The organism is Winslowiella sp. 2C04, assembly GCF_050037805.1.
Lineage (GTDB): Bacteria > Pseudomonadota > Gammaproteobacteria > Enterobacterales > Enterobacteriaceae > Erwinia > Erwinia toletana_A.
In genome coordinates, this window is sequence record NZ_CP188300.1 from 3,316,486 (window position 1) to 3,341,747 (window position 25,262).

Sequence of the window (25,262 nt, forward strand, 5' to 3'; positions counted from 1 at the left end):
AGCAGTTTATGACTCGCAAGCAACAACCTCTATTTGATGCGGCAATGACGCGTCAGGCGCTGGTCGATGCGCTGAAAAAATGCGATCCCCGCGTGCAGTGGCGGAATCCGGTGATGTTTATCGTCTATCTCGGCTCGATTATTACCAGCCTGATCGCCCTGTCGATTGTGTCAGGTTACGCCAGCGGCAACGCCGGGTTTACCGCCGTCATCGCCATCTGGCTGTGGTTTACCGTGCTGTTTGCCAACTTTGCGGAAGCGATAGCTGAAGGCCGCAGTAAAGCGCAAGCTAACGCGCTTAAGGGAATGAAGAAAACCAGCTGGGCCAATAAATTGTCAGCCGCACGCCACGACGCACCAGCCGAACGCGTTACGGCAGAATCGCTGCGTAAAGGCGATATCGTGCTGGCCGCAGCGGGCGATACTATTCCCTGCGACGGTGAAGTACTTGAAGGCGGCGCTTCGGTAGACGAAAGCGCGATTACCGGCGAGTCCGCGCCGGTGATTCGAGAATCAGGCGGTGACTTTGCCTCGGTAACCGGCGGCACGCGGGTGTTATCTGACTGGCTGGTTATTCAGTGCAGCGTTAACCCAGGAGAAACCTTCCTCGACCGGATGATTGCCATGGTTGAAGGAGCAAAACGCCGCAAAACGCCAAGCGAAATCTCCCTGACTATTCTGCTGGTAGCACTGACGCTGGTGTTTCTGTTTGCCACCGCCACGCTCTGGCCTTTCAGCTGGTTTGCCGGTCAGCCGATCAGTATTACGGTGCTGATTGCACTGCTGGTCTGTCTGATTCCGACCACCATTGGCGGATTATTATCGGCAATTGGTGTCGCCGGGATGAGCCGGATGCTGGCCGCTAACGTTATTGCCACCAGCGGCCGCGCGGTAGAAGCCGCCGGTGATATTAATGTGCTGCTGCTGGATAAAACCGGCACCATCACGCTGGGTAACCGCCAGGCCTCTGCATTTTTAACCGCGCCTGGCGTCAGCGAACAACAGCTGGCGGATGCCGCGCAGCTGGCTTCACTGGCCGATGAAACCCCGGAAGGCCGCAGTATCGTGGTGCTGGCAAAACAGCTCTTTAACCTGCGCGAGCGCGATCTGCACGCGCTGAACGCGACCTTTGTGCCCTTCTCTGCCCAGACCCGCATGAGCGGGGTCAATATTCAGCAGCGCATGATTCGCAAAGGTGCGGTGGACGCGATTAAACGCCACGTCGAGGCTAACGGCGGTCAGTTCCAGCCTGAAGTGATGACGCTGGTTGAACAGGTGGCACGCACCGGCGGTACGCCGCTGGTGGTTGCCGAAGGCAATGTGGCGCTGGGGGTGGTAGCGTTAAAAGATATTGTGAAGGGTGGGATAAAAGAGCGCTTTGCCGAACTGCGCACCATGGGGATTAAAACCGTGATGATCACCGGTGATAACCCGTTAACCGCCGCCGCGATTGCCGCAGAAGCCGGTGTCGATGACTTTTTGTCAGAAGCTACGCCGGAAGCCAAACTGGCACTGATTCGTCAGTATCAGTCCGAAGGCCGGCTGGTGGCGATGACCGGTGATGGCACCAATGATGCGCCCGCGCTGGCACAAGCCGATGTGGCGGTGGCGATGAACTCAGGTACGCAGGCGGCAAAAGAGGCGGGCAATATGGTCGACCTCGATTCCAATCCCACCAAACTGATTGAAGTGGTGCATATTGGCAAACAGATGCTGATGACACGCGGTTCACTGACCACTTTCAGTATTGCCAATGACGTAGCAAAATATTTTGCCATTATTCCGGCGGCGTTCGCCGTCAGCTGGCCACAGCTGAATGCACTGAACATTATGCATCTGCACTCTCCGGCCTCGGCGATTTTGTCAGCAGTGATGTTTAATGCGCTGATTATCGTCTTTCTCATCCCACTGGCATTAAAAGGGGTCAGCTATCGGCCGCTGGGTGCGGCTGCGCTGCTGCGACGCAATCTGTGGATTTATGGCGCTGGCGGTATTCTGGTGCCGTTTGTCGGTATCAAAGCTATCGATCTGCTATTAACCATGACCGGTCTGGTTTAAGGAAACGTTATGTCCATTTTACGTCCGGCACTGCTGGTGTTTATTCTGCTTTCACTGATTACCGGTGCGGCTTACCCGCTGTTGGTTACCGGGCTGGCGCAGGCGATTTTCCCGTGGCAGGCCAATGGCTCGTTGATCGAGGTGTCAGGCCAGCCGCGCGGTTCTGAGTTAATCGGTCAGGCATTTACCCGGCCGGCAGATTTCCAGGGCCGTCCATCCGCCACCGCCGACGCGCCTTATAATGCACTGGCGTCAGCGGGTAGCAATCTGGCAGCCAGTAATCCAGCGCTCGATCGCTTGTTTGCCGAACGCATTGCGGCACTGCGCGCGGCTAATCCGCAGGCCAGCCGCGAGGTACCGTCAGATTTGGTGACGGCTTCCGCCAGCGGCCTTGATCCCGAAATCTCAGCGGCTGCGGCATACTGGCAGGCTGCGCGCGTAGCACAGGCGCGTAACATCCCGCTGGCAGAGGTCGATGCGCTGATTGCACAGCACATCAAACAGCCGCTTTTGAAATTTACTGGCGAAGCAACGGTAAATGTCTTTATGCTGAATCTGGCGTTAGAACAAAAGAACGTGCAGTCGACCCAATAATAAGGAACCTTCATGAACCAGGAGCTACAGCGTCCGTCACCGGAAAAGCTGTTGCAGCAGCACAGCACCCCGCCGCGCGGTAAACTAAAGATCTTTTTTGGTGCCTGCGCCGGTGTCGGCAAAACCTTCGCCATGTTGCAGGAGGGGCGTCGGCTGCGCGAGCAGGGTCTTGATGTGCTGATTGGTGTGGTAGAGACCCACGGGCGGCGTGAAACGGCCGCCTTGCTGGATGGACTCAGCGTATTGCCGCTGAAAATATCCACACAGCAGGGCCGCCAGTATCCGGAGTTCGACCTCGACGCCGCACTCGCCCGTGCGCCAGCGATTATTTTGATCGATGAGCTGGCGCACAGCAATATTGCCGGATCACGCCATCCGAAACGCTGGCAGGACGTCGAAGAACTGCTGAACGCCGGGATCGACGTGTTTACCACGGTCAATGTGCAGCATCTGGAAAGCCTGAATGATGTGGTCGGCAGCATTACCGGCATTCTGGTGCGCGAAACCGTACCGGACCCGATTTTCGATCTGGCCGATGAGATTGTGCTGGTTGATCTGACGCCGGACGATTTAAGACAGCGGCTGGCCGAAGGTAAAGTGTATATCGCCGGGCAAGCCGAACGCGCTATCGAGCATTTCTTCCGTAAAGGCAATCTTATCGCGCTGCGTGAACTGGCGCTGCGCCGCACCGCCGATCGCGTCGATGATCAGATGCGTGCCTGGCGCGATCATAAAGGGCGTGAGCAAGTCTGGCATACCCGCGATGCGGTGTTGGTGTGTATCGGCGAAGGTGCCGGCAACGAAAAACTGGTGCGCACCGCTGCGCGTCTGGCGGCAAAGCTGGATGCGCCCTGGCACGCGGTGTATGTAGAAACGCCACGCCTGCATAAGTTGCCTGGCGATCAGCGACGCCGCATTTTGCAGGCACTGAAACTGGCACAGGATCTTGGCGCAGAAACCGCCACTCTTTCCGACACTCACGAAGAGCTCTCGGTGCTGCGCTATGCACGTGAACACGATCTCGGCAAAATAGTGATTGGCCGTCGATCCTCACAGCGCTGGAAACGCGATGGTTTTGCTAACCGACTGGGCAAACTGGGGCCGGATCTCGATCTGCTGATCGTTGCGCGTGATGAACCCGACTCCGCGCTGTCAACGCGCCCGGTCAGTAGTAAAAGTCCCGCAGAAAAATGGCGTAAGCCGCTGGAAGGCTGCGCGCTGGCAGTCGCATGGTGCGCGACGCTTACCGTCGGCGCCAGCTGGCTGTTTCCGCAGGTAGCCGATGCCAATCTGGTAATGCTGTATCTGCTCGGCGTGGTGATCGTCGCGCTGCTGTATGGTCGCTGGCCATCGGTGGTGGCATCGCTGATTAACGTCGCCAGCTTTGATCTGTTTTTTATCGCGCCGCGCGGCACCCTGGCAGTATCGGATCTCGAGTATTTACTGACCTTCGCCATTATGCTGGCGGTAGGGATAATTATCGGTAATCTGACCGCCAGTATGCGCTATCAGGCGCGGGTGGCGCGCTATCGTGAAGCGCGCGTGCGTCAGCTGTATGAGGTTTCGCGCGCGCTTAGCCGCACCCGTAGTCAACAGGATATTATTGCAGTCAGTCAGCATTTTATTGATAACACCTTTCGTGCCAGCAGCGAGCTATTGATTCCGGACGCCCACGGACAGCTACCGCAGCCGCGCCAGGCCGATGCCGCTATTGCGCGCTGGAGTTTTGACAATAATCAGCCGGCCGGTGCCGGGACCGCTACCCTGCCCGGGCTGCCCTGCCTGATTCTGCCATTAACCATGCAGGAAAAATGCTGGGGACTGCTGGTGATCGAACCGTCCAGCCTGCGGCAACTGATGATCCCGGAACAGCAGCGGCTGATTGAAACGGTAATTGTGCTGATCGCCAGCGCGCTGGAACGTCTGGCGCTGACCCACTCTGAAGAACAAGCGCGCTTCTCCGCTGAAAGTGAGCAGTTACGAAACTCTCTGCTGGCGGCGCTTTCTCACGATTTACGCACTCCGCTAACGGTGCTGTTTGGCATGTCCGAAATCCTGACGCTGGATTTATCCGCAGTGAACTCACCTTACGCGCCGCAGGCAAATCAGATTCGCCAGCATATTATTAATACAACCAGGCTGGTGAATAATCTGCTGGATATGGCGCGCATCCAGTCCGGCGGTTTTGTGCTGCGTAAAGAGTGGCTGACGCTGGAGGAGATTATTGGCAGCACCCTTAATGCCATCGCGCCGCTGCTGAATGGACGCCGTATTCAAACCGACCTGCCGGCTGAGCTGTTACTGGTTGAGGTTGATGGCCCGCTGATTGAGCGGCTGCTGACCAATTTACTGGAGAATGCGATAAAATATGCCGGTCATGCAGCGCAAATTGGTATTCGTGCGCGCCGCACGGATAATCTGCTGGATATCGAAGTGTGGGATGACGGCCCAGGCATTTTGCACGGGCAGGAAAAGCAGATCTTTGATAAGTTTACCCGTGGTAATAAAGAGTCGGCGATCCCCGGCGTTGGTCTGGGGCTGGCTATTTGCCAGGCGATTGTTACCCTGCATCAGGGTGAAATTAGCGCTGAAAATCGCCCGTCCGGTGGTGCCAGTTTTCACCTGCGTCTGCCACAGGATAAGCCGCCAGAATTAGCCCCCGAAGAGCCAGAGGAAATGTGACCACAGTTCTGATTGTCGAAGATGAAAAAGAGATTCGTCGCTTTCTGCGCATCGCGCTGGAAGGCGAATCGTTGCGGGTATTTGACAGCGAAACGCTTCAGCGCGGATTAATTGAGGCCGCCACCCGTAAACCGGATCTGGTGATTTTGGATCTTGGGCTGCCTGACGGCGACGGCATTGAATTTATTCGCGATGTGCGCCAGTGGAGCGCCGTGCCGATTGTGGTGCTGTCGGCGCGCAGTGATGAACAGGATAAAATTGCGGCGCTGGATGCCGGTGCCGATGACTTTCTGTCGAAACCCTTTGGCGTCGGTGAGCTGCTGGCGCGGGTGCGCGTAGCCTTACGCCGTCAGGCCTCCACCAGTCCGCAGGCGACGGTTGCCTTTTCTGCCGTGACGGTGGATATTGCCGCCCGGCGCGTGACGCGTGACGGCCAGGAGTTGCACCTGACACCGATTGAATTTCGTCTGCTGGTAACATTACTGAATAACGCCGGAAAGGTGCTGACCCAGCGCCAGTTGCTGACACAGGTGTGGGGGCCGAATGCGGTCGAGCACAGCCACTATCTGCGCATCTATATGGGGCATTTACGGCAAAAACTGGAAGCCGATCCGGCACAGCCCAAACATCTGCTGACCGAAACCGGCATTGGTTATCGGTTTATGCCTTAGGAGCCGTTTTCGGCTCCCGGCATAATGATAAATTGCTGCTAACCGATAAAGTTAAGCGTTTTTCAGCACTTCACTGACAATCTCTACCGCTTCTTTTTCAATCTTTTCGCGATGCTCAGCACCGAGGAAGCTTTCACAGTAGATTTTGTAGGCGTCTTCAGTGCCGGATGGACGCGCGGCAAACCAGCCGTTATCGGTCATCACTTTCAGGCCACCAATTGATGCGCCATTACCCGGAGCCGCGGTCAGACGTGCGGTAATCGGGTCGCCGGCCAGCGTATCTGCGCTGACCATTTCCGGTGACAGCTTAGACAGCGCGGCTTTCTGCGCCGAAGTGGCAGAGGCCTGCAGACGGTTATAGCTCGGTGCACCAAAACGCTCTGCCAGCTCATCGTAATGCTGCTGTGGATTTTTACCGGTCACCGCAGTGATTTCCGCCGCCAGCAGACACATAATGATGCCGTCTTTATCGGTTGACCATGGGGTGCCGTCAAAGCGCAGGAAAGAAGCCCCGGCACTCTCTTCACCGCCGAAACCGAAGCTGCCATCAAACAGACCATCAACGAACCATTTAAAGCCAACCGGCACTTCCACCAGCTTACGGCCAATGTCGTTGACTACACGGTCAATCATTGCACTGGAAACCAGTGTTTTACCCACCGCGACATCCTTGCCCCACTGCGGACGATGCTGGAACAAATAGTTGATCGCCACCGCCAGATAGTGGTTCGGATTCATCAGGCCAGCAGGCGTAACGATGCCGTGACGGTCGTAGTCCGGATCGTTAGCAAACGCCAGATCGAACTTATCACGCAGCGCCAGCAGGCCCGCCATCGCTGACTCAGACGAGCAATCCATGCGGATAGCGCCATCTTTATCAAGATGCATAAAGCGGAAAGTCTGATCAACCGCGTCGTTAACAATCGTCAGGTCAAGATCGTAGAACTCAGCAATGCGCTGCCAGTAAGCGATGCCGGAACCACCGAGTGGATCGACACCGATTTTCAGCCCCGCTTGCTTAATCGCCGCAATATCCACCACCTCTGCCAGACCTTCAATGTAAGGCTGGATCAGATCCTGCTGCTGAATATGACCGCTCGCCCAGGCTTGATCCAGCGTCAGGCGTTTAACCCCTTTCAGACCGTCGTGGATCAGTTGGTTAGCGCGATCTTCCACCACTTTGGTGACGTTAGTATCTGCCGGACCGCCATTCGGTGGATTATATTTAATGCCACCGTCGTCTGGCGGGTTATGTGATGGTGTAATCACGATGCCGTCGGCCAGCGTAGCTGCGAGCTTGTTGTGTTGCAGAATAGCGTTAGAGATAGCAGGCGTTGGCGTGTAACCATTATCCTGCTGTACGATCACGTCCACACCGTTAGCGGCCAGCACTTCCAGCACCGAGATAATCGCCGGCTCAGAGAGTGCGTGCGTGTCTTTACCGACATAGCACGGCCCGGTGATACCATTTTTTTTGCGTTCTTCCGCAATGGCCTGCGCGATTGCCAGAATATGTGGCTCGTTAAAGCTGTGGCGTGCTGCGCTACCGCGATGGCCAGAAGTACCAAATTTCACCGCGTGTTCTGCATTGGCCAGATCCGGCTGCAGCACGTAATACTGGGACGTTAATTGTGCAACGTTAATCAAATCGCTTTGCTGGGCGGGTTGCCCGGCACGGGGGTGATTGGCCATTGGCGCTGCTCCCTGACGCTTCAGTTAGATGGTGCCGCAAACCTTCTCTGTCAGCTCCGCCGGGAACTGCATCGACAACATGATGTGTTCAATCATGCTGCATTTGCGACCTGTATTAGTATTGGTAATCACCCAGTATGGCGTGCCGGGAACGTGCTTCGGCTTAGTGTGCGTGCCGTTCTGGATGAGAACTTGTTGATTGCCCGCAAAATAGACGCGAGTGCGACCGTGAAGTGACTCCGTCGCCTCGGCAAACGCTTTCGGATCCAGTGAATAGAGGGTCGACAAAATCAGCATAAAGCGATTAACCGCTCGCTTCTGCTCGGCATATTCATCGGACAGCAGCAGTTCACGCACGGCACGGACACGGTCCTGCGGGCGAGGTTCGGTTTTCACCACTGCGGCATCTTTCACCGGCAAGGTTTGCGGTGCTACTGCCGCTGGCGCGCTTTGACCAGCGGTAAACTTCAGCATACGCCGTAAAATATCAGATGCGCTCTCGCCAATGTGTTGAGTGTGGCTGGCAATATAGCGGTATAGCTCTTCGTCGACTTCAATCGTTTTCATCTTTATCCGTACGGTTATTGCGTTTTGCAGAACCGGTCCGATCTGGCCGCAGCCGTCAGCATAAACGTCTGCACAAATTGTGACCCGGCTCTAACATAAGGATTATAAAGTTAAATCTTGTGGCAGTGTAGCGCCAGCGCCCTTTGCAGGCAAAAGTCAGATAATGCCGCAAAAAGTTCGTTAACCGCGTTGCGCTTTCACCCGGCAAGAAACCTGAAATCCATGATAACCTAAGCTTTCGTTTCCACTGTAAGAACTTTGCCATGAATTTGAATGCTCGCCTGCAAACTGAACAATCTGTCGCTTCCTCCACGCCAATTCTGCTGATCCATGGGCTGTTTGGCAGCCTCGATAATTTGGGGGGGCTGGCACGCGGTCTGAAAACCGATCGTCCGATTTTGCAGGTTGACGTGCGTAATCATGGCTTGTCGCCGCGCAGTGAGCAGATGAATTATCGGCTGATGGCGCAGGATATGATCGATACGCTGGATGCACAGGGCATTGATAAGGTCGCGGTTATCGGCCATTCAATGGGTGGAAAAATTGCCATGACGCTCAGTGCGCTGGCACCGGAACGCATCGAGCAGCTGGTGATGATCGATATCGCGCCGGTGGATTACCAGACGCGTCGCCATGACGCCATCTTTGCCGGGGTAAATGCGGTAACCGAAGCCGGTGTCACGTTACGCTCGCAGGCAGCTGACGTAATGCGCAGCCAGATTGATGAAGAAGGCGTGATTCAGTTTCTGTTGAAATCCTTTCATGAGGGCCAGTGGCGCTTTAACGTGCCGGCACTCTGGGACAATTACACCACGATTTCTGGCTGGGAAACCGTACCGGCCTGGCCACATCCGGCGCTGTTTATTCGCGGCGAACTCTCTCCTTATCTTGATGATATTCATCGTGATGCACTGCTCAGCCAATTCCCGCAGGCGCGTGCCCACGTGATTGCCGGAGCCGGACATTGGGTACATGCCGAAAAACCTGATGCTGTTTTACGCGCAATTCGCCGTTTTTTTGCGCTTTAAAAGCAAATAGTTGCTGACACAGTGAAATGATTGTCGCGACGACTTTCACTGGGGTATGATGGCGCGCTAAAATTTTGCCGCTGTACGCAATATCGACTCTCGGCAGTAGCGGGCCAGAAAAACGTTGCGAATATCCGGCGGCAAACCGGCTCATTTAGTCAAAACCCTTGGCGTTTTCAGACGCTGACGCTCATTCAGTATCACGATTCTATGGCAAAAGAGAATACGGACCGCACGACGATCGATCTGTTTGCAGATGAACGCCGCCCGGGCCGACCAAAAACCAATCCGCTTACGCGTGATGAACAGCTGCGCATCAATAAACGCAATCAGCTAAAACGCGACAAAGTTCGTGGGCTGCGCCGCGTCGAGCTGAAAATGAACAGCGACGCGGTTGATGCGCTCAATCAGCTGGCTGAAGAGCGCAATATGAGCCGCAGCGAGCTGATTGAAGAGATGATTTTGTTGCAGCTTAACGCCACTACGCTCTGACTCAGGCGAGGTCAGCTGCGGCTTTGAACGCACAATGCGACAAATCCGGCGGCATTTGAAGTTCCGCGCCCCGAGACTGTCTGCTATCATTGCCAGTAACTGACTATCTTTAGTATTCACTATATCATTAAGTTTCAAGAGGTTATTAGACTCATGGCAATCACAGGCATTTTCTTTGGCAGCGACACTGGCAATACGGAAAACATTGCAAAGATGATCCAAAAGCAACTGGGCAAAGATGTTGCAGATGTTCATGACATTGCCAAGAGCGCTAAAGAGGATCTTGAAGCTTATGATATCTTACTGCTCGGCATCCCAACCTGGTACTACGGTGAAGCGCAGTGCGACTGGGATGACTTCTTCCCAACGCTGGAAGAGATCGACTTCAATGGCAAGCTGGTCGCGCTGTTTGGCTGCGGCGATCAGGAAGATTATGCTGAATACTTCTGTGATGCGATGGGCACCATTCGCGATATTATCGAGCCAAATGGCGCGGTTATCGTCGGCCACTGGCCGACCGAAGGTTATCATTTTGAGGCATCAAAAGGCCTGGCCGATGATAAACACTTCCTCGGACTGGCGATTGACGAAGATCGCCAGCCAGAACTCACCAACGAGCGTGTTGAAAAGTGGGTTAAACAAATTTTTGATGAACTTCATTTAAAAGAAATCATCGAAGCTTAAGCTGTCTGGCTTATTGTGGGCGCTGGCTCACAATGAGCCAGTGGTTTTTCCTATAGAAATGATAGATACATATTTGTAACTTCTGACTGTAAATCTGTACAATACCCCCCCATCGGTCAGCCCGCTATTGACTCTTTTTTGAGAGTACAGGGTTTAGCAAAGTAGCCATAATGGGATAGGCTATGAGGCATGAACTTCTCACGGACGTAACTCCTTACATCCATCGGTAAGTTTAACGCCCTCCCTGCGGTTTTCATTTCGAAGCATGAGTTCTATAATGAGACGCAATTAGATTTAGCGTCGACCGATGTTCAGGGCTTTTCAGCCACATTGTGACTAGCAAAGTAACAGGACAATATCCGCATGACTGACAACAACACCGCATTAAAGAAGGCCGGCCTGAAAGTCACGCTTCCCCGACTGAAAATTCTGGAAGTGCTTCAGGAACCAGAGGGCCATCACGTCAGTGCGGAAGACTTGTACAAGCGCCTGATTGATTTGGGCGAAGAAATTGGTCTGGCGACGGTATATCGCGTTCTTAACCAGTTTGATGACGCGGGTATCGTTACCCGTCATAACTTTGAAGGCGGCAAGTCCGTTTTCGAACTTACGCAGCAGCATCATCACGATCATCTGATCTGCCTTGATTGTGGCAAAGTGATTGAGTTCAGTGATGAATCAATTGAAACGCGTCAGCGTGAAATCGCAACGCGTCACGGCATCAAGCTGACTAACCACAGCCTGTACCTTTATGGTCACTGCTCAACGGGTGACTGCCGCGAAGACGAAACGCTGCACGACAAATAAACTCTGCCTCGCAGAGTTTTAAACAAAACCGGTGACCCGTCACCGGTTTTTTTATGCCCAAATTTAGCGTGCGTAAACCGGCAACAAATTGGCGTAAGACAGTAAACTGACCACAATATTGATACCGCCAAACAGCAGCACCAGCATAATCGTCAGATGCCCGCCGGCCACCCGATAGGCGGCAGGCCCAAAACGCTGCCTGGCTTTAAATGCCAGCAGTGCCGGAGTGATTACCGCCCACAGCGTCGCCGCCAGCCCGGCATAGCCAATCGCATGCAGGAATCCATTTGGATAGATCAGGCTGGCTGTTAACGGAACCGCAAACGTCATCAGCGTGGTTTTCAGACGCCCCAAGGCATTATTTGCCATGCCAAACAGATCGGCAAGGTAGTCAAACAGTCCGAGACTGACGCCCAAAAATGAGCTGGCAACGGCAAAATTGGAAAACAGTAGCAGCAGCACACTTAACCACGGGCTGCTAATCAGATCGCCAAAGGTCGCCACCAGCGCATCAATGTTGCCACCCGCCTGGGCTATATCGATAAATTTCGCGCGCTGAATATTGCCCATCGCACTGATTAACCAGACAAAGTAGATTGCCAGCGCGATCAGCGTGCCGTAAATCAGGCACTTTCTCACCTTAGCGGCATCCTGGCGGTAATAGCTGACCAGCCCGGAAATATTGCCATGATAACCAAACGATGCCAGACAGAATGGCAGCACCATAAAGATATAGGGAAAATAGCTTGCCCCACTCTGCTGGGTATTGAGCAGATTATCGACCTGCACATGCCACAGCAAACCGCCAAATGTCAGCAGAAAAGCGGCCAGTTTGGCGAACAGAAAGATAAAGGTCATTCTGCTGACCACTGCGGTGCCCAGCCAGATAAATACCGCTAACAGCAGAGTGAACAGAAATCCTGCCATCCGCTGTGATAACCACGGCAGCGCGCTGGCAAAAGTATGATGCAGGATTGAACCGCTGGCAGAGATATAGGCGTAGGTCAAAATCCCCAGCACAAACGCGATGGTAATGCCGTTAATCACATTCCACTTACTGCCCAGCAGATCGCGGGTTACCGTTGAAAAATTCGCGCCTTCCGGATAATGCTGGCTCGACTCCAGATACAGCAGCCCGGATAACAGCATGCAAAACCACGAGAACAGCAAAATCAACGTGGACCAGGAAAACCATGCGCCAGACATCACGATCGGCAGAGAAAACATGCCTGCGCCAATAATTGTGCCGCTGATGATCATGGTTCCCCACATCACCGACGGTGCTTTTCGTCCTGAAATTATTTCAGCCATAAAAAAATTGTCGTCCTTTGCAAATAAAAAAAACGCAGCTTTCAGGCTGCGTTTTTTACTGTCACGGCGAGATTTATCCGCCGATTTTCGCCCAGGTGTCGCGCAGGCCAACGGTACGGTTAAATACCAGCTTTGACCGGCTGGAGTAGCGACTGTCGGCACAGAAGTAGCCTTCACGTTCAAACTGATAAGGGCTGCTGGCTTCTGCCGCTTGCAGGCTCGGCTCAACAAAGCCCTGCTGAATCACCAGGGATTCCGGGTTGATGGTCGCGAGGAAATCTTCCGCGCCAGCCGGATTTGGCACGCTGAACAGGCGATCGTACAAGCGAAACTCCGCCGGTAACGCATGCACAGCAGACACCCAGTGAATCACCCCTTTCACCTTGCGGCCATCAGCCGGATCTTTGCTGAGGGTGTCGGTGTCGCAGGTGCAATACAGGCAAGTGATATTGCCCGCTTCATCTTTGGCCACGCGCTCGGCTTTAATCACGTAAGCATTACGCAGACGCACTTCTTTGCCCAGCACCAGACGCTTGTACTGCTTGTTGGCTTCTTCGCGGAAGTCAGCACGATCGATGTAGATCTCGCGGCTGAACGGCACTTCGCGGCTGCCCATTTCCGGCTTATTCGGATGAGCAGGCATCGTCAGCAGCTCTTCATGACCGGCCGGCAAGTTTTCGATAACCACTTTCACCGGATCCAGCACCGCCATCGCACGCGGCGCATTTTCATTCAGATCGTCACGAATACAGGATTCCAGCGACGCCATTTCAACAATGTTATCCTGCTTAGTGATACCGATACGGCGGCAGAACTCACGAATCGAGGCGGCAGTGTAGCCACGACGACGCAGGCCAGAAACCGTCAGCATGCGCGGATCATCCCAGCCTTCCACCACGTTTTCGGTCACCAGCAGATTCAACTTACGCTTGGACATAATCGCGTATTCGAGATTCAGGCGTGAGAACTCGTACTGGCGCGGATGTACCGGAATGCTGATGTTATCCAGCACCCAGTCATACAGACGACGATTGTCCTGGAACTCCAGCGTACACAGCGAGTGGGTAATGCCTTCCAGCGCATCGGAAATGCAGTGGGTAAAGTCATACATCGGATAGATGCACCACTTATTGCCGGTCTGATGGTGTTCCGCAAATTTAATGCGATACAGTACCGGATCGCGCATCACGATAAAGTTAGACGCCATATCGATTTTGGCACGCAGACAGGCGCTACCTTCGGCAAATTCACCGTTACGCATTTTTTCAAACAGCGCCAGGTTTTCCTGCGGCGTACGGTCACGATACGGGCTGTTTTTGCCCGGCGAAGTCAGGGTGCCGCGATATTCACGGATCTGTTCTGGCGTCAGTTCATCAACATAGGCCAGGCCTTTATTGATCAGCTCAATCGCGTAGTTATGCAGTTGATCGAAATAGTCAGAGGAATAGCAAATTTCGCCGCTCCACTGGAAACCGAGCCATTGCACGTCATGCTTGATAGATTCAACAAACTCCAGGTCTTCTTTGACCGGGTTAGTGTCGTCGAAACGCAAGTTACATTGACCCTGATAATCTTGCGCGATGCCAAAGTTCAGGCAGATCGACTTTGCATGACCAATGTGCAGGTAGCCATTCGGCTCCGGCGGAAAACGGGTATGCACGCTGGCGTGCTTACCGGTCGCCAAATCTTCGTCAATAATCTGACGAATAAAGTTAGTTGGGCGGGCTTCTGCCTCACTCATCTCAATTTCCTCAACACAATATATGTCTGGTGATTTGTATCACGAAATAACGGAGTATGATCCACAAAGCAGAGAAGGGAAACAACCGTTAGTTTACGAATAACGTAAAAAAGGACGGGAATTGCTTCCCGCCCTGCTCAGCCGCGATAACTCAGGCGGCGAATGCCCTGACGGCATTCGCCACTGAATCAGCTTTTAATTTCGAACAGTTTGGTTTCACCCGCCACCACGGAGCCGCTGGCTAACAGATTCACGCCGGCGAAGTCATCAATATTGCTGACTACTACCGGGCTGATCATTGAGCGTGCGTTGGCGTTGAGGAACTCCAGGTCCATCTCCAGCACCGGCTGACCGGCAGTGACGGTTGCCCCCTCTTCCACCAGACGGGTAAAGCCTTTACCGCCCAGCGCCACGGTGTCCAGCCCCATGTGCACCACGATCTCCACGCCATTGTCGGTTTCGAGACAGAAGGCATGATTGGTGTTAAAGATTTTAACGATCGTACCGGCAATCGGTGCCACCACGGTTTTGTCAGTCGGCTTAATCGCCAAACCGTCACCGACCGCTTTGCTGGCAAAGGCTTCGTCAGGCACCTGTTCAATCGCCACCACTTCACCGCTTACCGGCGCGACCAGCGTGGCAATAATGCCTTTTGCTGCGTTAGGTACCGCTTGTGGCTGTGCAGTTGGCATCACCGCTGCGCCTGATACTGCCGGGGCAGAAGCCGCAACCGGGCCTTTGGCTAACACGGTTTTCATCGCAGAGGCGATGCTTTCCGCACGCGTACCAACAATAATCTGCACGCTCTGTTTGTTCAGACGAATCACACCCGAGGCGCCAAGCCGTTTGGCAACCGCATCGTTCACTTCAGCAGAATCTTTTACATTCAGACGTAAACGGGTGATACAGGCATCAATCCCAGTCAGGTTGTCAGAACCGCCCACTGAGCTGATGTAACGACGTGCCAGTGATTCAGTCTCTGATTCACCGTTATCACTGTGATCGACGTTAGTGTCATAACCATCCGTTTCATCTCCGGCCACTGAGAGTTCACGGCCTGGGGTTAACAGATTGAATTTTTTGATGGTGAAACGAAACACCACATAGTAGATAACGAAGAACACCAGACCTTGTGGAATCAGCATATACCACTGGTTAGCCAGTGGGTTACGCGTTGACAGCACCATATCCACCAGGCCGGCGCTGAAGCCGAAGCCGGCAATCCAGTGCATGCTGGCGGCGATAAATACCGATATACCGGTCAGCACTGCGTGGAGGAAATACAGCACCGGTGCCACAAACATAAAGGAGAACTCAAGCGGCTCGGTAATACCGGTAAAGAAGGCAGCAAAGGCGGCGGCCATCATGATACCGGCAACTTTCGCGCGATTTTCCGGACGTGAACAGTGATAAATTGCCAGCGCCGCACCCGGCAGACCGAACATCATAATCGGGAAGAAGCCCGCCTGATAACGGCCGGTAATACCGACGATACCTTTACCGCTTTCAATCGACTGCGCACCGCCAAGGAAGTTAGGAATATCGTTGATACCGGCAACGTCAAACCAGAACACCGAGTTCAGCGCATGATGCAGACCTACAGGAATCAAAATACGGTTAAAGAAGGCATAAATGCCCGCACCGGCAGATCCCAGCTTCTGAATGTGCTCACCAAAGTTGACCAGACCACCGAAAATGACCGGCCAGACATACATCAGGATAAATGCCACGAGGATCATCAGGAAGGAGACCAGAATCGGCACCAGACGACGTCCGCTGAAGAAAGAGAGAGCTTTTGGCAGTTCAACATGGCTGAAGCGGTTATACACTTCCGCCGAGATCACGCCGACCAGAATACCAATAAACTGGTTATCAATTTTGCCAAATGCCGCTGGCACCTGTTCAACCGGGATCTTTTGGATCATCGCAACTGCGGCGGGTGAACAGAGGGTGGTAACCACCAGGAAGCCAATAAAGCCGGTCAATGCCGCCGCCCCGTCTTTATCTTTCGACATGCCGTACGCCACACCAATGGCGAACAGTACCGGCATGTTATCTATAATTGCTGAACCTGATTTAATGAACAGGGCAGCCAACGCGTTGCCTGCTCCCCAGCTATTTGGATCGATCCAGTATCCTACACCCATTAAAATTGCTGCAGCAGGTAGTGTGGCTACCGGCACCATCAGCGCCCGGCCTATTTTCTGCAAGTAACTTAAAATATTCACCTTTTCCCCCTCCGAGAGCCGACAAGGTCGCTAAAACTGTTTGGTATTATTATCACAATTCTCAGCTAACCTGATGACAGTACACATCACGATGCGAAGTGTAAAAAAAAATTAATTCGCTGCGCAAATTAAAACCGCTGTATATGTGATATTTATCACCAAATACCGCATATTTTCCTCAATGCGGCTGGCTATGGCCGCAAACTTATTTTATGATCCGAATTATCAAGGCGGTTTTTTTCCTCTGCCGTTATCGCTAAGTCGCGTTACGATTAGTGTTATCAGCTGAAAGGCCGTCTTCAATCTGATTCAATTCTGCTTAAATGAGGTGAAACATGAGACTGATTCCACTGGCAACCGCTGGGCAAGTAGGCAAATGGGCCGCGCGTCATATCGTCAACCGCATCAATGCATTCAAACCTACGGCAGATCGCCCATTTGTTTTAGGCCTTCCTACCGGCGGCACCCCGCTTGAAGCCTATAAACATTTAATCGAGATGCATAAAGCGGGCCAGGTTAGCTTTAAACATGTTGTCACCTTTAACATGGACGAATACGTCGGCCTGCCAAAAGAGCATCCGGAAAGCTACCACAGTTTTATGTTTCGTAATTTCTTTGATCACGTTGATATCCCTCATGAAAATATCAACCTGCTCAATGGTAATGCCGAGGATATTGACGCAGAATGTCGCCAGTATGAAGAAAAGATTCGCGCTTATGGCAAAATTCACCTGTTTATGGGTGGCGTAGGCAACGATGGTCACATCGCGTTTAACGAACCCGCGTCTTCGCTGGCATCCCGCACCCGCATTAAAACGCTGACGCATGAAACGCGCCTGGCAAATTCCCGCTTCTTCGATGGCGATGTTGATCAGGTGCCTAAATATGCGCTGACAGTGGGCGTTGGTACGCTGCTGGATGCAGAAGAAGTGATGATTCTGGTTATCGGCCACGTCAAAGCGCAGGCATTGCAGGCCGCGGTGGAAGGTAACGTTAATCATATGTGGACCATCAGCTGCCTGCAGCTGCATGCGAAATCCGTGGTGGTTTGTGATGAACCTTCGACCATGGAACTGAAAGTGAAAACCGTGAAATATTTCCGCGAAATGGAAGCGGAAAATATGAAAGGTCTGTAGTCGCTCTCTGACGTTTATCATCAACAGAGTAAGGCGCGGAAAGGCTCCGCGCCGGAAATAACCAGTTATTTAGTCAGCATAATGCCGGGAGATAATTATGTACGCATTAACCCAGGGCCGCATTTATACCGGCCATGAAATCCTTGACGATCATGCAGTAGTCATTGCTGATGGCCTGATTGAGCGTGTCTGCCCGCTGGCGGAACTCCCTGCCGGCATTGCCACGCGCGACGTCAAGGGCGCGATTATTGCCCCCGGCTTTATTGACGTGCAGCTTAACGGCTGTGGCGGCGTACAGTTTAATGACGACATCAATGCTATCAGTGTTGAAACGCTGAATATTATGCAGCGCGCCAATGAAAAATCAGGCTGCACCAGCTTTTTACCTACCTTGATCACCAGCAGCGACGAGTTGATGACGCGTGCGGTGGAAGTCATGCGCGCTTATCTGGCGCAGAATGCCCATCAGGCACTGGGCCTGCACCTGGAAGGCCCGTGGCTAAGTGTCGCAAAAAAAGGCACCCACGATCCGGCACTAATTCGCCAGCCCGATCCAGCACTGGTTAATTTTCTCTGTGAAAATGCCGATGTAATAACTAAAGTTACGCTGGCACCGGAAGTGGCAGGCAGCGAGGTTATTCGTCAGCTGCAAGCAGCTGGCATTATTGTTTCTGCCGGTCACTCGCATGCCACTTATCAGGAAGCAAGAAACGGCATTACCGCTGGCATCAGCTTTGCCACCCATCTGTATAACGCCATGCCAACTCTGACTGGCCGTGAGCCTGGCCTGATTGGCGCACTGTTTGATTCACCGGATGTTTACTGCGGTATAATTGCCGATGGTTTACATGTTCATTACGCTAATGTACGCAATGCCAAACGCATTAAAGGCGACAAGCTGGTGCTGGTCACCGACGCCACCGCGCCAGCGGGTGCGACCATTGATCAGTTCATTTTTGCAGGCAAAACAATATACTATCGTAACGGGCTGTGCGTTGATGAAAACGGTACGCTCAGTGGTTCTGCATTAACTATGATTGAAGCAGTCGAGAACTGCGTCGAACATGCCGGTATTTCACTGGATGAAACCCTGAGAATGGCAACGCTCTATCCAGCCCGGGCAATGGGCGTGGACAAGCAGTTAGGTTCTGTTGAAGCAGGAAAAGTAGCAAACCTGACTGTTTTCACCCGCGATTATAAAATTATCCAGACTATCGTTAATGGTGACGAAGTCCTAAGCGAGTAATCACTGAATGACCACTGGCGGCCAGGCACAAATAGGAAATGTCGATCTCGTAAAGCAACTGAACAGCGCAGCCGTCTACCGGCTGATTGACCAGCAGGGTCCAATCTCGCGCATCAAGATCGCCGAACTCAGCCAGCTTGCTCCCGCCAGCGTCACTAAAATTACCCGCCAGCTTATTGAGCGCGGGTTGATTAAAGAGGTCGACCAACAGGCCTCTACCGGTGGTCGTCGCGCCATCTCCATTGTCACGGAAACCCGGGGCTTTAATACCATCGGCGTGCGGCTTGGCCGCAATGATGCCACCCTGACGCTGTACGATTTAAGCGGCAAATCCCTTGCTGAAGAGCACTATCCGTTACCGGAACGCACCCAGGAAACGCTGGAAAATGCGCTGTTTACCGCCATCGAAAACTTCTGTGAGCAGCATCAGCGTAAACTGCGCGAGCTGATTGCCATTTCGGTGATTTTGCCCGGGCTGGTCGATCCGAATAACGGTGTTATTCGCTATATGCCGCATATCAATGTCAGTAACTGGCAGCTGGTTGTGCAACTGGAAAAACGTTTCAACGTCACCAGTTTTGTCGGCCACGATATTCGCAGCCTGGCGCTGGCTGAGCACTACTTTGGTGCATCGCGCGACTGCGCCGACTCTATTCTGGTGCGCCTGCATCGCGGTACCGGTGCCGGTATTATCACCAATGGTCAAATTTTCCTCGGCAGCAATGGTAACGTCGGCGAAATTGGCCATATTCAGGTCGACCCGTTGGGTGAGCGCTGCCATTGCGGCAATTTTGGCTGCCTGGAAACCATTGCCGCCAATGGCGCGATTGAAAATCGGGTGCGCCACCTGCTAACGCAAGGTTATCCAAGCTCCCTGACGCTTAACGACTGCCAGATCCAGCAAATCTGTAAAGCCGCTAACCGCGGCGATGCGCTGGCCTGCGAGGTGATTGAGCATGTCGGTCGCTACTTAGGTAAAGCGATTGCTATCGCCATTAACCTGTTTAATCCGCAAAAAGTGGTGATCGCCGGTGAAATTACCGAAGCCGGGAAAGTACTGCTGCCGGCGATAGAAGCCTGCATCAATACCCAGGTACTGAAAGCCTTCCGCAAAAATCTACCGGTAGTGCGCTCGGAAATCGACCACAGTTCTGCCATCGGCGCCTTTGCGCTGGCCAAACGCGCAATGCTAAACGGCATTCTGCTGCAACGTTTGCTGGAAGTGTAATACCTCAGCCAGCCTGGTGCTGGCTTACCCCCTACGGATAAGCGTAATGACCTTAAAAAATGTGATTTGTGATATTGATGGCGTGCTGATGCACGACAACACCGCCGTTCCTGGCGCCAATGAATTTCTCAATCGCGTGCTGGAAAACGGCATGCCGTTGGTGGTACTGACTAACTACCCTTCCCAGACCGCCCAGGATCTGGCCAACCGCTTTGCCTCAGCCGGGATTGATGTGCCGGACAGCGTGTTTTACACCTCGGCAATGGCGACAGCGGACTTTTTACGGCGTCAGGATGGCAAGAAAGCCTATGTGGTTGGCGAAGGCGCACTGATCCACGAGCTGTACAAAGCCGGTTTCACCATTACGGATATTAATCCTGACTTTGTTATCGTTGGTGAGACGCGCTCGTTTAACTGGGAGATGATGCACAAAGCAGCTTTCTTTGTGGCCAACGGCGCACGCTTTATTGCCACCAACCCTGACACTCACGGTCGCGGCTTCTATCCGGCCTGTGGTGCGCTCTGCGCCGGTATAGAGAAAATCTCTGGCCGTAAGCCGTTCTATGTTGGCAAGCCAAGCCCATGGATTATTCGTGCGGCGCTGAACAAGATGCAGGGGCACTCTGAGGATACCGTGATTGTCGGCGATAACCTGCGCACTGATATTCTGGCTGGCTTCCAGGCCGGTCTGGAGACCATCCTGGTGCTTTCCGGCGTCTCGACCTTAAGTGATATCGATGCGATGCCTTTCCGCCCGACGTGGATTTATCCGTCGGTAGCGGATATCGATATTATCTGAACTCAGTAAGCCCGGCAGCGCCGGGCTTTTTATTGTCCATTCGCCGCCTGTTTTTTGCGCACTTTTATCGCCATATTGACGAATCGACAATAAAAACCGCTTAAAACTGATAATCCATCAAAGATCCTCACAAGCAAGCAAACAATTTCTCAAGTAATCGCTAAAATGCTTGATTGAAGTCCAGATTTAGCGCATTTTCTTATCCATCGGGCAGCAAAAGTGCTGCATAAATAAAATCATTACTGCCAGGGTTAGCCGTTAGGGAGCGTTACTATGTGTTCTATTTTTGGTGTGCTGGATCTGAAAACCGATCCTGTTGAGTTGCGTAAGAAAGCACTGGAGCTTTCGCGTCTGATGCGTCATCGCGGTCCGGACTGGTCTGGCGTTTACGCCGATGACAATGCCATTCTGTCCCATGAGCGTCTCTCAATTGTTGACGTTAACAACGGCGCACAGCCGCTGTATAACGCCGCTCACACCCACGTACTGGCAGTTAACGGCGAAATCTACAACCATCAGGCGCTGCGTGCCGAACTGAGCGATCGCTACGAGTTTCAGACCGATTCTGACTGTGAAGTGATTCTGGCGCTGTATCAGGAAAAAGGCATCGATTTCCTCGACGATCTGCAAGGTATGTTTGCCTTTATCCTGTATGACAGTGTGAAAAACACTTACCTGATTGGCCGCGACCATATCGGCATCATCCCTCTGTATATGGGTAACGATGAGCACGGTAACCTGTTTGTTGCTTCTGAAATGAAAGCGCTGGTACCGGTGTGCCGCAGCATCAAAGAATTCCCACCGGGAAGCTACCTGTCGAGCGAAGATGGCGAGATCCGTCGTTACTGGCAGCGTGACTGGTTCGATTATGAAGCAGTGGAGCACAACACCACCGATGCTACCGCGCTGAAAAACGCGCTGGAAGAGTCAGTGAAAAGCCATCTGATGTCTGATGTGCCTTATGGCGTACTGCTTTCAGGCGGCCTGGACTCATCGATTATCTCGGCAGTGACCAAGCGTTATGCCGCGAAACGCGTTGAAGATCAGGATAAAAGCGAAGCCTGGTGGCCGCAGCTGCACTCATTTGCTGTTGGTCTGGAAGGCTCGCCGGATCTCAAAGCGGCTAAATCCGTCGCTGACCATCTCGGCACCGTGCACCATGAAATTCATTTCACCGTGCAGGAAGGCCTCGATGCCATCCGTGATGTGATTTATCACATTGAAACTTACGACGTCACCACCATCCGCGCTTCTACGCCGATGTATCTTATGTCACGTAAGATTAAAGCGATGGGCATCAAAATGGTGCTGTCAGGCGAAGGTGCAGACGAAGTGTTTGGCGGTTATCTCTACTTCCATAAAGCGCCGAATGCCAAAGAGTTCCACGAAGAAAACGTGCGTAAGCTGCTGGCACTGCATATGTTCGACTGTGCGCGTGCTAACAAAGCGATGTCCGCATGGGGTGTTGAAGCTCGCGTGCCATTCCTCGATAAGAAATTCCTCGACGTGGCGATGCGCATCAACCCGCAGGATAAAATGTGTGGTCCAAACGGTAAAATGGAAAAACATATTCTACGTGAATGTTTCTCATCTTACCTGCCTGAGAGTGTGGCATGGCGTCAGAAAGAGCAGTTCTCTGATGGCGTAGGTTACAGCTGGATTGATACGCTGAAAGAAGTGGCTGCGCAGCAGGTCACCGACCAACAGCTGCAGACGGCGCACTTCCGCTTCCCGTACAACACGCCATCGTCGAAAGAAGGCTACCTGTACCGTGAAATCTTTGAAGAGCTGTTCCCGCTGCCAAGCGCCGCTGAATGCGTACCAGGTGGCCCTTCTGTCGCTTGCTCATCCGCTAAAGCGATTGAGTGGGATGAGTCATTCAAAAACATGAATGATCCGTCAGGACGTGCTGTCGGTGTGCACGCTTCCGCGTACAAATAAGCAATTGTTTACATGATTAAAAACGGGCCGTCTGCGGCCCGTTTTTATTCGCTACCAGCATCTGTCAACCTAAAAACGCTGCCTTTATCATCAAACTGGTTACAACCCAGACAAACGAAGCGTTTCAGGTGAAAAACGTCAAAAAAGATGTTGACGCTTTCGGGCCACTTACGCATAATGCGCCCCGCAACGCCGATGAAGGTAACGCGAAAAAAAGATGGCTACTTAGCTCAGCTGGTTAGAGCACAGCACTCATAATGCTGGGGTCACAGGTTCGATTCCCGTAGTAGCCACCATCTTTTTTTTAGCGGGAGTGGCGAAATTGGTAGACGCACCAGATTTAGGTTCTGGCGCCGCAAGGTGTGCGAGTTCAAGTCTCGCCTCCCGCACCATTTCCATCAGCGACGTTGTACGGATGGGGTATCGCCAAGCGGTAAGGCACCGGTTTTTGATACCGGCATTCCCTGGTTCGAATCCAGGTACCCCAGCCACAAACTGATTTATCACGGACTCGTGGTACGGATATTGGGATATCGCCAAGCGGTAAGGCACCGGTTTTTGATACCGGCATTCCCTGGTTCGAATCCAGGTATCCCAGCCAAATCAGTTTGGTAGTAAAGTGTAGTGAGAAAATGTAATTGCAACAGAAAGGCTACTTAGCTCAGCTGGTTAGAGCACAGCACTCATAATGCTGGGGTCACAGGTTCGATTCCCGTAGTAGCCACCATTTTCTAAAAATTTGGGGTGTCGCCAAGCGGTAAGGCTCTGGTTTCTGATACCAGCATTCCGGGGTTCGAATCCCTGCACCCCAGCCAAATTTTAAGACGATTTGTTTTACAGATCGCACCCAAGCTTTTGGGGTGTCGCCAAGCGGTAAGGCACTGGTTTCTGATACCAGCATTCCGGGGTTCGAATCCCTGCACCCCAGCCAAGCAAGTAAAAAAGCCCGCTTCTGCGGGCTTTTTTGCGTCTGTCGTTCGCCTTCCGTATCAATGTCTGGCACCCTGCATATCGTCAGGACGGGAGCCAAAAACGGCTCCCCTGCATGCTCAGATCTATAATCCCAATGCGTAACGCAATGCCTGCCGTTTTAACACGCCGGAATGCTGGGCGGCAATCAACCCCAGATTGCGAATCACCTTCAGTGGACCAAGCTGATTGCTGAAAGTGAAGTAAAACAGATCCATGCCGCTCTGCATCAATAAATTATCTTTCTGGCGTTTACGCTGATAGCGCTGCAACACATGGCGCGAACTCCAGTTTTCCGCCTGATTGCGCGCCTCGGTCAGCACGTCAATCAAGGCATCAACATCGCGATAGCCAAGATTCACGCCCTGCCCCGCCAGCGGATTAATGGTGTGTGCCGCATCGCCTACCAGTGCTAAACCGTCAATCACGTAGTGGGTGGCGTGACGGCGCACCAGCGGGAAGGAACCGGCGGCCACTGCGCTAAAGCGTCCTAAGCGCGCCGGGAAGTTGGCCTGAATCTCTTTTTGCAGCTGTGCCATCGGCATCGCCTGTAACTGCCGGATACGCGCCGGTGCGTCATACCACACCAGCGACGCCCAGTTATCAAACAGCGGCAAAAAGGCACGCGGGCCCTGAGGAGTAAACTGCTGCCAGGTGGTATCCCCGGCCGGATGTTCGCAACGAATACTGATTAACATACAGGACTGACTGTAGTTCCAGCCGTGAATGCCAATACCCGCCAGCTGACGCACCCGCGAATTTGCGCCATCAGCGCCCACCACCAGCCGTGTGGAAAGCTGCTGCTGGTTATCCAGCGTTACCGTCCAGCCGCCGTTGCGTTGCTCGATACTTTTCAGGCTGGCCGGACAGAGTAAAGTCACATCCTGCTGCTGCAGGCGCTGCCATAATGCGCGCTGTAACACCCGGTTTTCCACCATAAAGCCCAGCTCGGGTAACCCCAGCGAAGCGGCATCAAAAGTCACACTGGCGGTTTGCCACTCCCAGGTTTCCAACTGACGGTAGGCAGCGGAACGCATCTGTTCAACAGCAGGCCATGCCTCAAGCTGTTTCAACAAATCCACTGACGCACTGCCAATCGCAGAAATTCTCACATCAGGGTCACTTTGCGCATCAAATTCCGCCGGCTGTTCCTGCTCCAGCACCGCAATGGAAAATCCTTGCTGCGCCAGACCGCTGGCCAGCGCTGCGCCCACCATGCCGCCACCAACCACCACGACATCAAAATGTGTATCTTGCATATTATTATCCTTAATGCGGCCGGGAATACTGGCCGTTAAGTCAGAAAGCGCTTTCGCTAAAGTGTACCGGATTTTGCGCCGACAAACAGAATCGCCCTTCACCACGACCATAATTCGCCCAGTGGCCAGC

The 25,262-nt window shown here is 53.1% G+C and carries 19 protein-coding genes and 7 tRNA genes; 20 read left to right on the plus strand and 6 right to left on the minus strand.

All coding sequences use genetic code 11. The features are described from left to right. Window positions 1-8 precede the first annotated feature (8 nt). Genes kdpB through kdpE form a run of 4 tightly spaced genes read left to right on the plus strand, consistent with a single transcriptional unit; the run spans window position 9 to window position 6,004 of the window. Window positions 9-2,057 (plus strand): potassium-transporting ATPase subunit KdpB, encoded by a 2,049-nt coding sequence (gene kdpB / locus ACP3TC_RS14975; RefSeq protein WP_426816754.1) that lies wholly within the window; start codon window positions 9-11, stop codon window positions 2,055-2,057. A 9-nt stretch (window positions 2,058-2,066) separates the two neighbouring features. Continuing rightward, on the plus strand, window positions 2,067-2,651 hold the full coding sequence (gene kdpC / locus ACP3TC_RS14980; RefSeq protein ID WP_426816755.1) for a potassium-transporting ATPase subunit KdpC: 585 nt from the start codon (window positions 2,067-2,069) through the stop codon (window positions 2,649-2,651). 12 nt (window positions 2,652-2,663) lie between these two features. After that, window positions 2,664-5,333, plus strand: coding sequence for a two-component system sensor histidine kinase KdpD (gene kdpD / locus ACP3TC_RS14985; RefSeq protein ID WP_313856444.1), 2,670 nt, complete (start codon window positions 2,664-2,666; stop codon window positions 5,331-5,333). Further along, entirely contained in the window at window positions 5,330-6,004 is a 675-nt protein-coding gene (gene kdpE, locus ACP3TC_RS14990) for a two-component system response regulator KdpE (protein WP_313856442.1), read from the plus strand. The genes kdpD and kdpE overlap by 4 nt, the downstream gene beginning before the upstream one ends. A 51-nt stretch (window positions 6,005-6,055) precedes the next feature. Here the strand turns inward: kdpE and pgm are convergent, their stop codons facing one another. Continuing rightward, window positions 6,056-7,696, minus strand: a complete 1,641-nt coding sequence (gene pgm / locus ACP3TC_RS14995; protein WP_313856440.1) for a phosphoglucomutase (alpha-D-glucose-1,6-bisphosphate-dependent) — start codon at window positions 7,694-7,696, stop codon at window positions 6,056-6,058. A gap of 24 nt (window positions 7,697-7,720) precedes the next feature. Beyond that, the gene (seqA, locus tag ACP3TC_RS15000) at window positions 7,721-8,263 is read right to left on the minus strand and encodes a replication initiation negative regulator SeqA (protein WP_313856439.1); all 543 of its coding nucleotides are present in this window, start codon (window positions 8,261-8,263) and stop codon (window positions 7,721-7,723) included. 263 nt (window positions 8,264-8,526) lie between these two features. Here seqA and ybfF point away from each other — a divergent pair, with 263 nt between their 5' ends. The 4 genes from ybfF (at window position 8,527) to fur (ending at window position 11,274) form a co-directional block, all read left to right on the plus strand. Then, window positions 8,527-9,291, plus strand: coding sequence for an esterase (gene ybfF / locus ACP3TC_RS15005; protein ID WP_313856438.1), 765 nt, complete (start codon window positions 8,527-8,529; stop codon window positions 9,289-9,291). 210 nt (window positions 9,292-9,501) lie between these two features. After that, a complete protein-coding gene (ybfE, locus tag ACP3TC_RS15010) occupies window positions 9,502-9,783 on the plus strand; it encodes a LexA regulated protein (RefSeq protein ID WP_426816756.1) in 282 nt (93 codons plus the stop codon). A 153-nt stretch (window positions 9,784-9,936) separates the two neighbouring features. Then, window positions 9,937-10,467 (plus strand): flavodoxin FldA, encoded by a 531-nt coding sequence (fldA, locus tag ACP3TC_RS15015; protein WP_313856434.1) that lies wholly within the window; start codon window positions 9,937-9,939, stop codon window positions 10,465-10,467. 363 nt (window positions 10,468-10,830) lie between these two features. Further along, window positions 10,831-11,274: a ferric iron uptake transcriptional regulator gene (fur, locus tag ACP3TC_RS15020; protein ID WP_052899830.1), complete on the plus strand. Its 444-nt coding sequence runs from the start codon at window positions 10,831-10,833 to the stop codon at window positions 11,272-11,274. 63 nt (window positions 11,275-11,337) lie between these two features. Here the strand turns inward: fur and mtr are convergent, their stop codons facing one another. The 3 genes from mtr to nagE all read right to left on the minus strand — a co-directional run bounded on the left by mtr (window position 11,338) and on the right by nagE (window position 16,554). Further along, window positions 11,338-12,585 carry a tryptophan permease gene (mtr, locus tag ACP3TC_RS15025; protein ID WP_426816757.1) on the minus strand — a complete coding sequence of 416 codons (1,248 nt, stop codon included), beginning with the start codon at window positions 12,583-12,585 and terminating at the stop codon, window positions 11,338-11,340. Between the two features lie 73 nt (window positions 12,586-12,658). Further along, window positions 12,659-14,326 (minus strand): glutamine--tRNA ligase, encoded by a 1,668-nt coding sequence (gene glnS / locus ACP3TC_RS15030; protein WP_313856430.1) that lies wholly within the window; start codon window positions 14,324-14,326, stop codon window positions 12,659-12,661. Window positions 14,327-14,514: 188 nt separating this feature from the next. Continuing rightward, window positions 14,515-16,554 (minus strand): N-acetylglucosamine-specific PTS transporter subunit IIBC, encoded by a 2,040-nt coding sequence (gene nagE / locus ACP3TC_RS15035; protein ID WP_313856429.1) that lies wholly within the window; start codon window positions 16,552-16,554, stop codon window positions 14,515-14,517. A 335-nt stretch (window positions 16,555-16,889) separates the two neighbouring features. On the opposite strand from nagE, the gene nagB reads away from it, so the two are divergent. From nagB to ACP3TC_RS15095, 12 genes are all read left to right on the plus strand, one after another. Continuing rightward, the gene (gene nagB / locus ACP3TC_RS15040; protein ID WP_313856428.1) at window positions 16,890-17,690 is read left to right on the plus strand and encodes a glucosamine-6-phosphate deaminase; all 801 of its coding nucleotides are present in this window, start codon (window positions 16,890-16,892) and stop codon (window positions 17,688-17,690) included. Window positions 17,691-17,787: 97 nt separating this feature from the next. After that, complete coding sequence (gene nagA, locus ACP3TC_RS15045) at window positions 17,788-18,936, plus strand: N-acetylglucosamine-6-phosphate deacetylase (protein WP_313856426.1); 1,149 nt, start codon at window positions 17,788-17,790, stop codon at window positions 18,934-18,936. A gap of 7 nt (window positions 18,937-18,943) precedes the next feature. Continuing rightward, window positions 18,944-20,164, plus strand: a complete 1,221-nt coding sequence (gene nagC, locus ACP3TC_RS15050) for a DNA-binding transcriptional regulator NagC (RefSeq protein WP_426816758.1) — start codon at window positions 18,944-18,946, stop codon at window positions 20,162-20,164. A 46-nt stretch (window positions 20,165-20,210) separates the two neighbouring features. Beyond that, window positions 20,211-20,963, plus strand: a complete 753-nt coding sequence (locus tag ACP3TC_RS15055) for an HAD-IIA family hydrolase (protein ID WP_313856423.1) — start codon at window positions 20,211-20,213, stop codon at window positions 20,961-20,963. A 273-nt stretch (window positions 20,964-21,236) separates the two neighbouring features. Beyond that, window positions 21,237-22,904, plus strand: coding sequence for an asparagine synthase B (asnB, locus tag ACP3TC_RS15060; RefSeq protein WP_313856422.1), 1,668 nt, complete (start codon window positions 21,237-21,239; stop codon window positions 22,902-22,904). A gap of 219 nt (window positions 22,905-23,123) precedes the next feature. Beyond that, window positions 23,124-23,200, plus strand: a tRNA-Met gene (locus ACP3TC_RS15065). Window positions 23,201-23,211: 11 nt separating this feature from the next. Then, window positions 23,212-23,296, plus strand: a tRNA-Leu gene (locus ACP3TC_RS15070). Between the two features lie 24 nt (window positions 23,297-23,320). Then, window positions 23,321-23,395, plus strand: a tRNA-Gln gene (locus ACP3TC_RS15075). 35 nt (window positions 23,396-23,430) lie between these two features. Continuing rightward, window positions 23,431-23,505 (plus strand) — tRNA-Gln (locus ACP3TC_RS15080). Window positions 23,506-23,554: 49 nt separating this feature from the next. Further along, a tRNA-Met gene (locus ACP3TC_RS15085) sits at window positions 23,555-23,631 on the plus strand. Window positions 23,632-23,644: 13 nt separating this feature from the next. Beyond that, window positions 23,645-23,719: transfer RNA gene (locus ACP3TC_RS15090), tRNA-Gln, on the plus strand. A gap of 41 nt (window positions 23,720-23,760) precedes the next feature. Next, a tRNA-Gln gene (locus ACP3TC_RS15095) sits at window positions 23,761-23,835 on the plus strand. Window positions 23,836-23,959: 124 nt separating this feature from the next. On the opposite strand, the gene ubiF is transcribed toward ACP3TC_RS15095, so the two are convergent. Then, window positions 23,960-25,132, minus strand: a complete 1,173-nt coding sequence (ubiF, locus tag ACP3TC_RS15100) for a 3-demethoxyubiquinol 3-hydroxylase (RefSeq protein ID WP_426816759.1) — start codon at window positions 25,130-25,132, stop codon at window positions 23,960-23,962. Window positions 25,133-25,262 lie beyond the last annotated feature (130 nt).

What these genes read in the sequence shown, in the direction of transcription:
- kdpB (WP_426816754.1), top strand. Translation starts at nt 9, where the DNA reads ATGACTCGCAAGCAACAACCTCTATTTGATGCGGCAATGACGCGTCAG.
- kdpC (WP_426816755.1), top strand. Translation starts at nt 2,067, where the DNA reads ATGTCCATTTTACGTCCGGCACTGCTGGTGTTTATTCTGCTTTCACTG.
- kdpD (WP_313856444.1), top strand. Translation starts at nt 2,664, where the DNA reads ATGAACCAGGAGCTACAGCGTCCGTCACCGGAAAAGCTGTTGCAGCAG.
- pgm (WP_313856440.1), bottom strand. Translation starts at nt 7,696, where the DNA reads ATGGCCAATCACCCCCGTGCCGGGCAACCCGCCCAGCAAAGCGATTTG.
- seqA (WP_313856439.1), bottom strand. Translation starts at nt 8,263, where the DNA reads ATGAAAACGATTGAAGTCGACGAAGAGCTATACCGCTATATTGCCAGC.
- ybfF (WP_313856438.1), top strand. Translation starts at nt 8,527, where the DNA reads ATGAATTTGAATGCTCGCCTGCAAACTGAACAATCTGTCGCTTCCTCC.
- ybfE (WP_426816756.1), top strand. Translation starts at nt 9,502, where the DNA reads ATGGCAAAAGAGAATACGGACCGCACGACGATCGATCTGTTTGCAGAT.
- fldA (WP_313856434.1), top strand. Translation starts at nt 9,937, where the DNA reads ATGGCAATCACAGGCATTTTCTTTGGCAGCGACACTGGCAATACGGAA.
- fur (WP_052899830.1), top strand. Translation starts at nt 10,831, where the DNA reads ATGACTGACAACAACACCGCATTAAAGAAGGCCGGCCTGAAAGTCACG.
- mtr (WP_426816757.1), bottom strand. Translation starts at nt 12,585, where the DNA reads ATGGCTGAAATAATTTCAGGACGAAAAGCACCGTCGGTGATGTGGGGA.
- glnS (WP_313856430.1), bottom strand. Translation starts at nt 14,326, where the DNA reads ATGAGTGAGGCAGAAGCCCGCCCAACTAACTTTATTCGTCAGATTATT.
- nagB (WP_313856428.1), top strand. Translation starts at nt 16,890, where the DNA reads ATGAGACTGATTCCACTGGCAACCGCTGGGCAAGTAGGCAAATGGGCC.
- nagA (WP_313856426.1), top strand. Translation starts at nt 17,788, where the DNA reads ATGTACGCATTAACCCAGGGCCGCATTTATACCGGCCATGAAATCCTT.
- nagC (WP_426816758.1), top strand. Translation starts at nt 18,944, where the DNA reads ATGACCACTGGCGGCCAGGCACAAATAGGAAATGTCGATCTCGTAAAG.
- ACP3TC_RS15055 (WP_313856423.1), top strand. Translation starts at nt 20,211, where the DNA reads ATGACCTTAAAAAATGTGATTTGTGATATTGATGGCGTGCTGATGCAC.
- asnB (WP_313856422.1), top strand. Translation starts at nt 21,237, where the DNA reads ATGTGTTCTATTTTTGGTGTGCTGGATCTGAAAACCGATCCTGTTGAG.
- ubiF (WP_426816759.1), bottom strand. Translation starts at nt 25,132, where the DNA reads ATGCAAGATACACATTTTGATGTCGTGGTGGTTGGTGGCGGCATGGTG.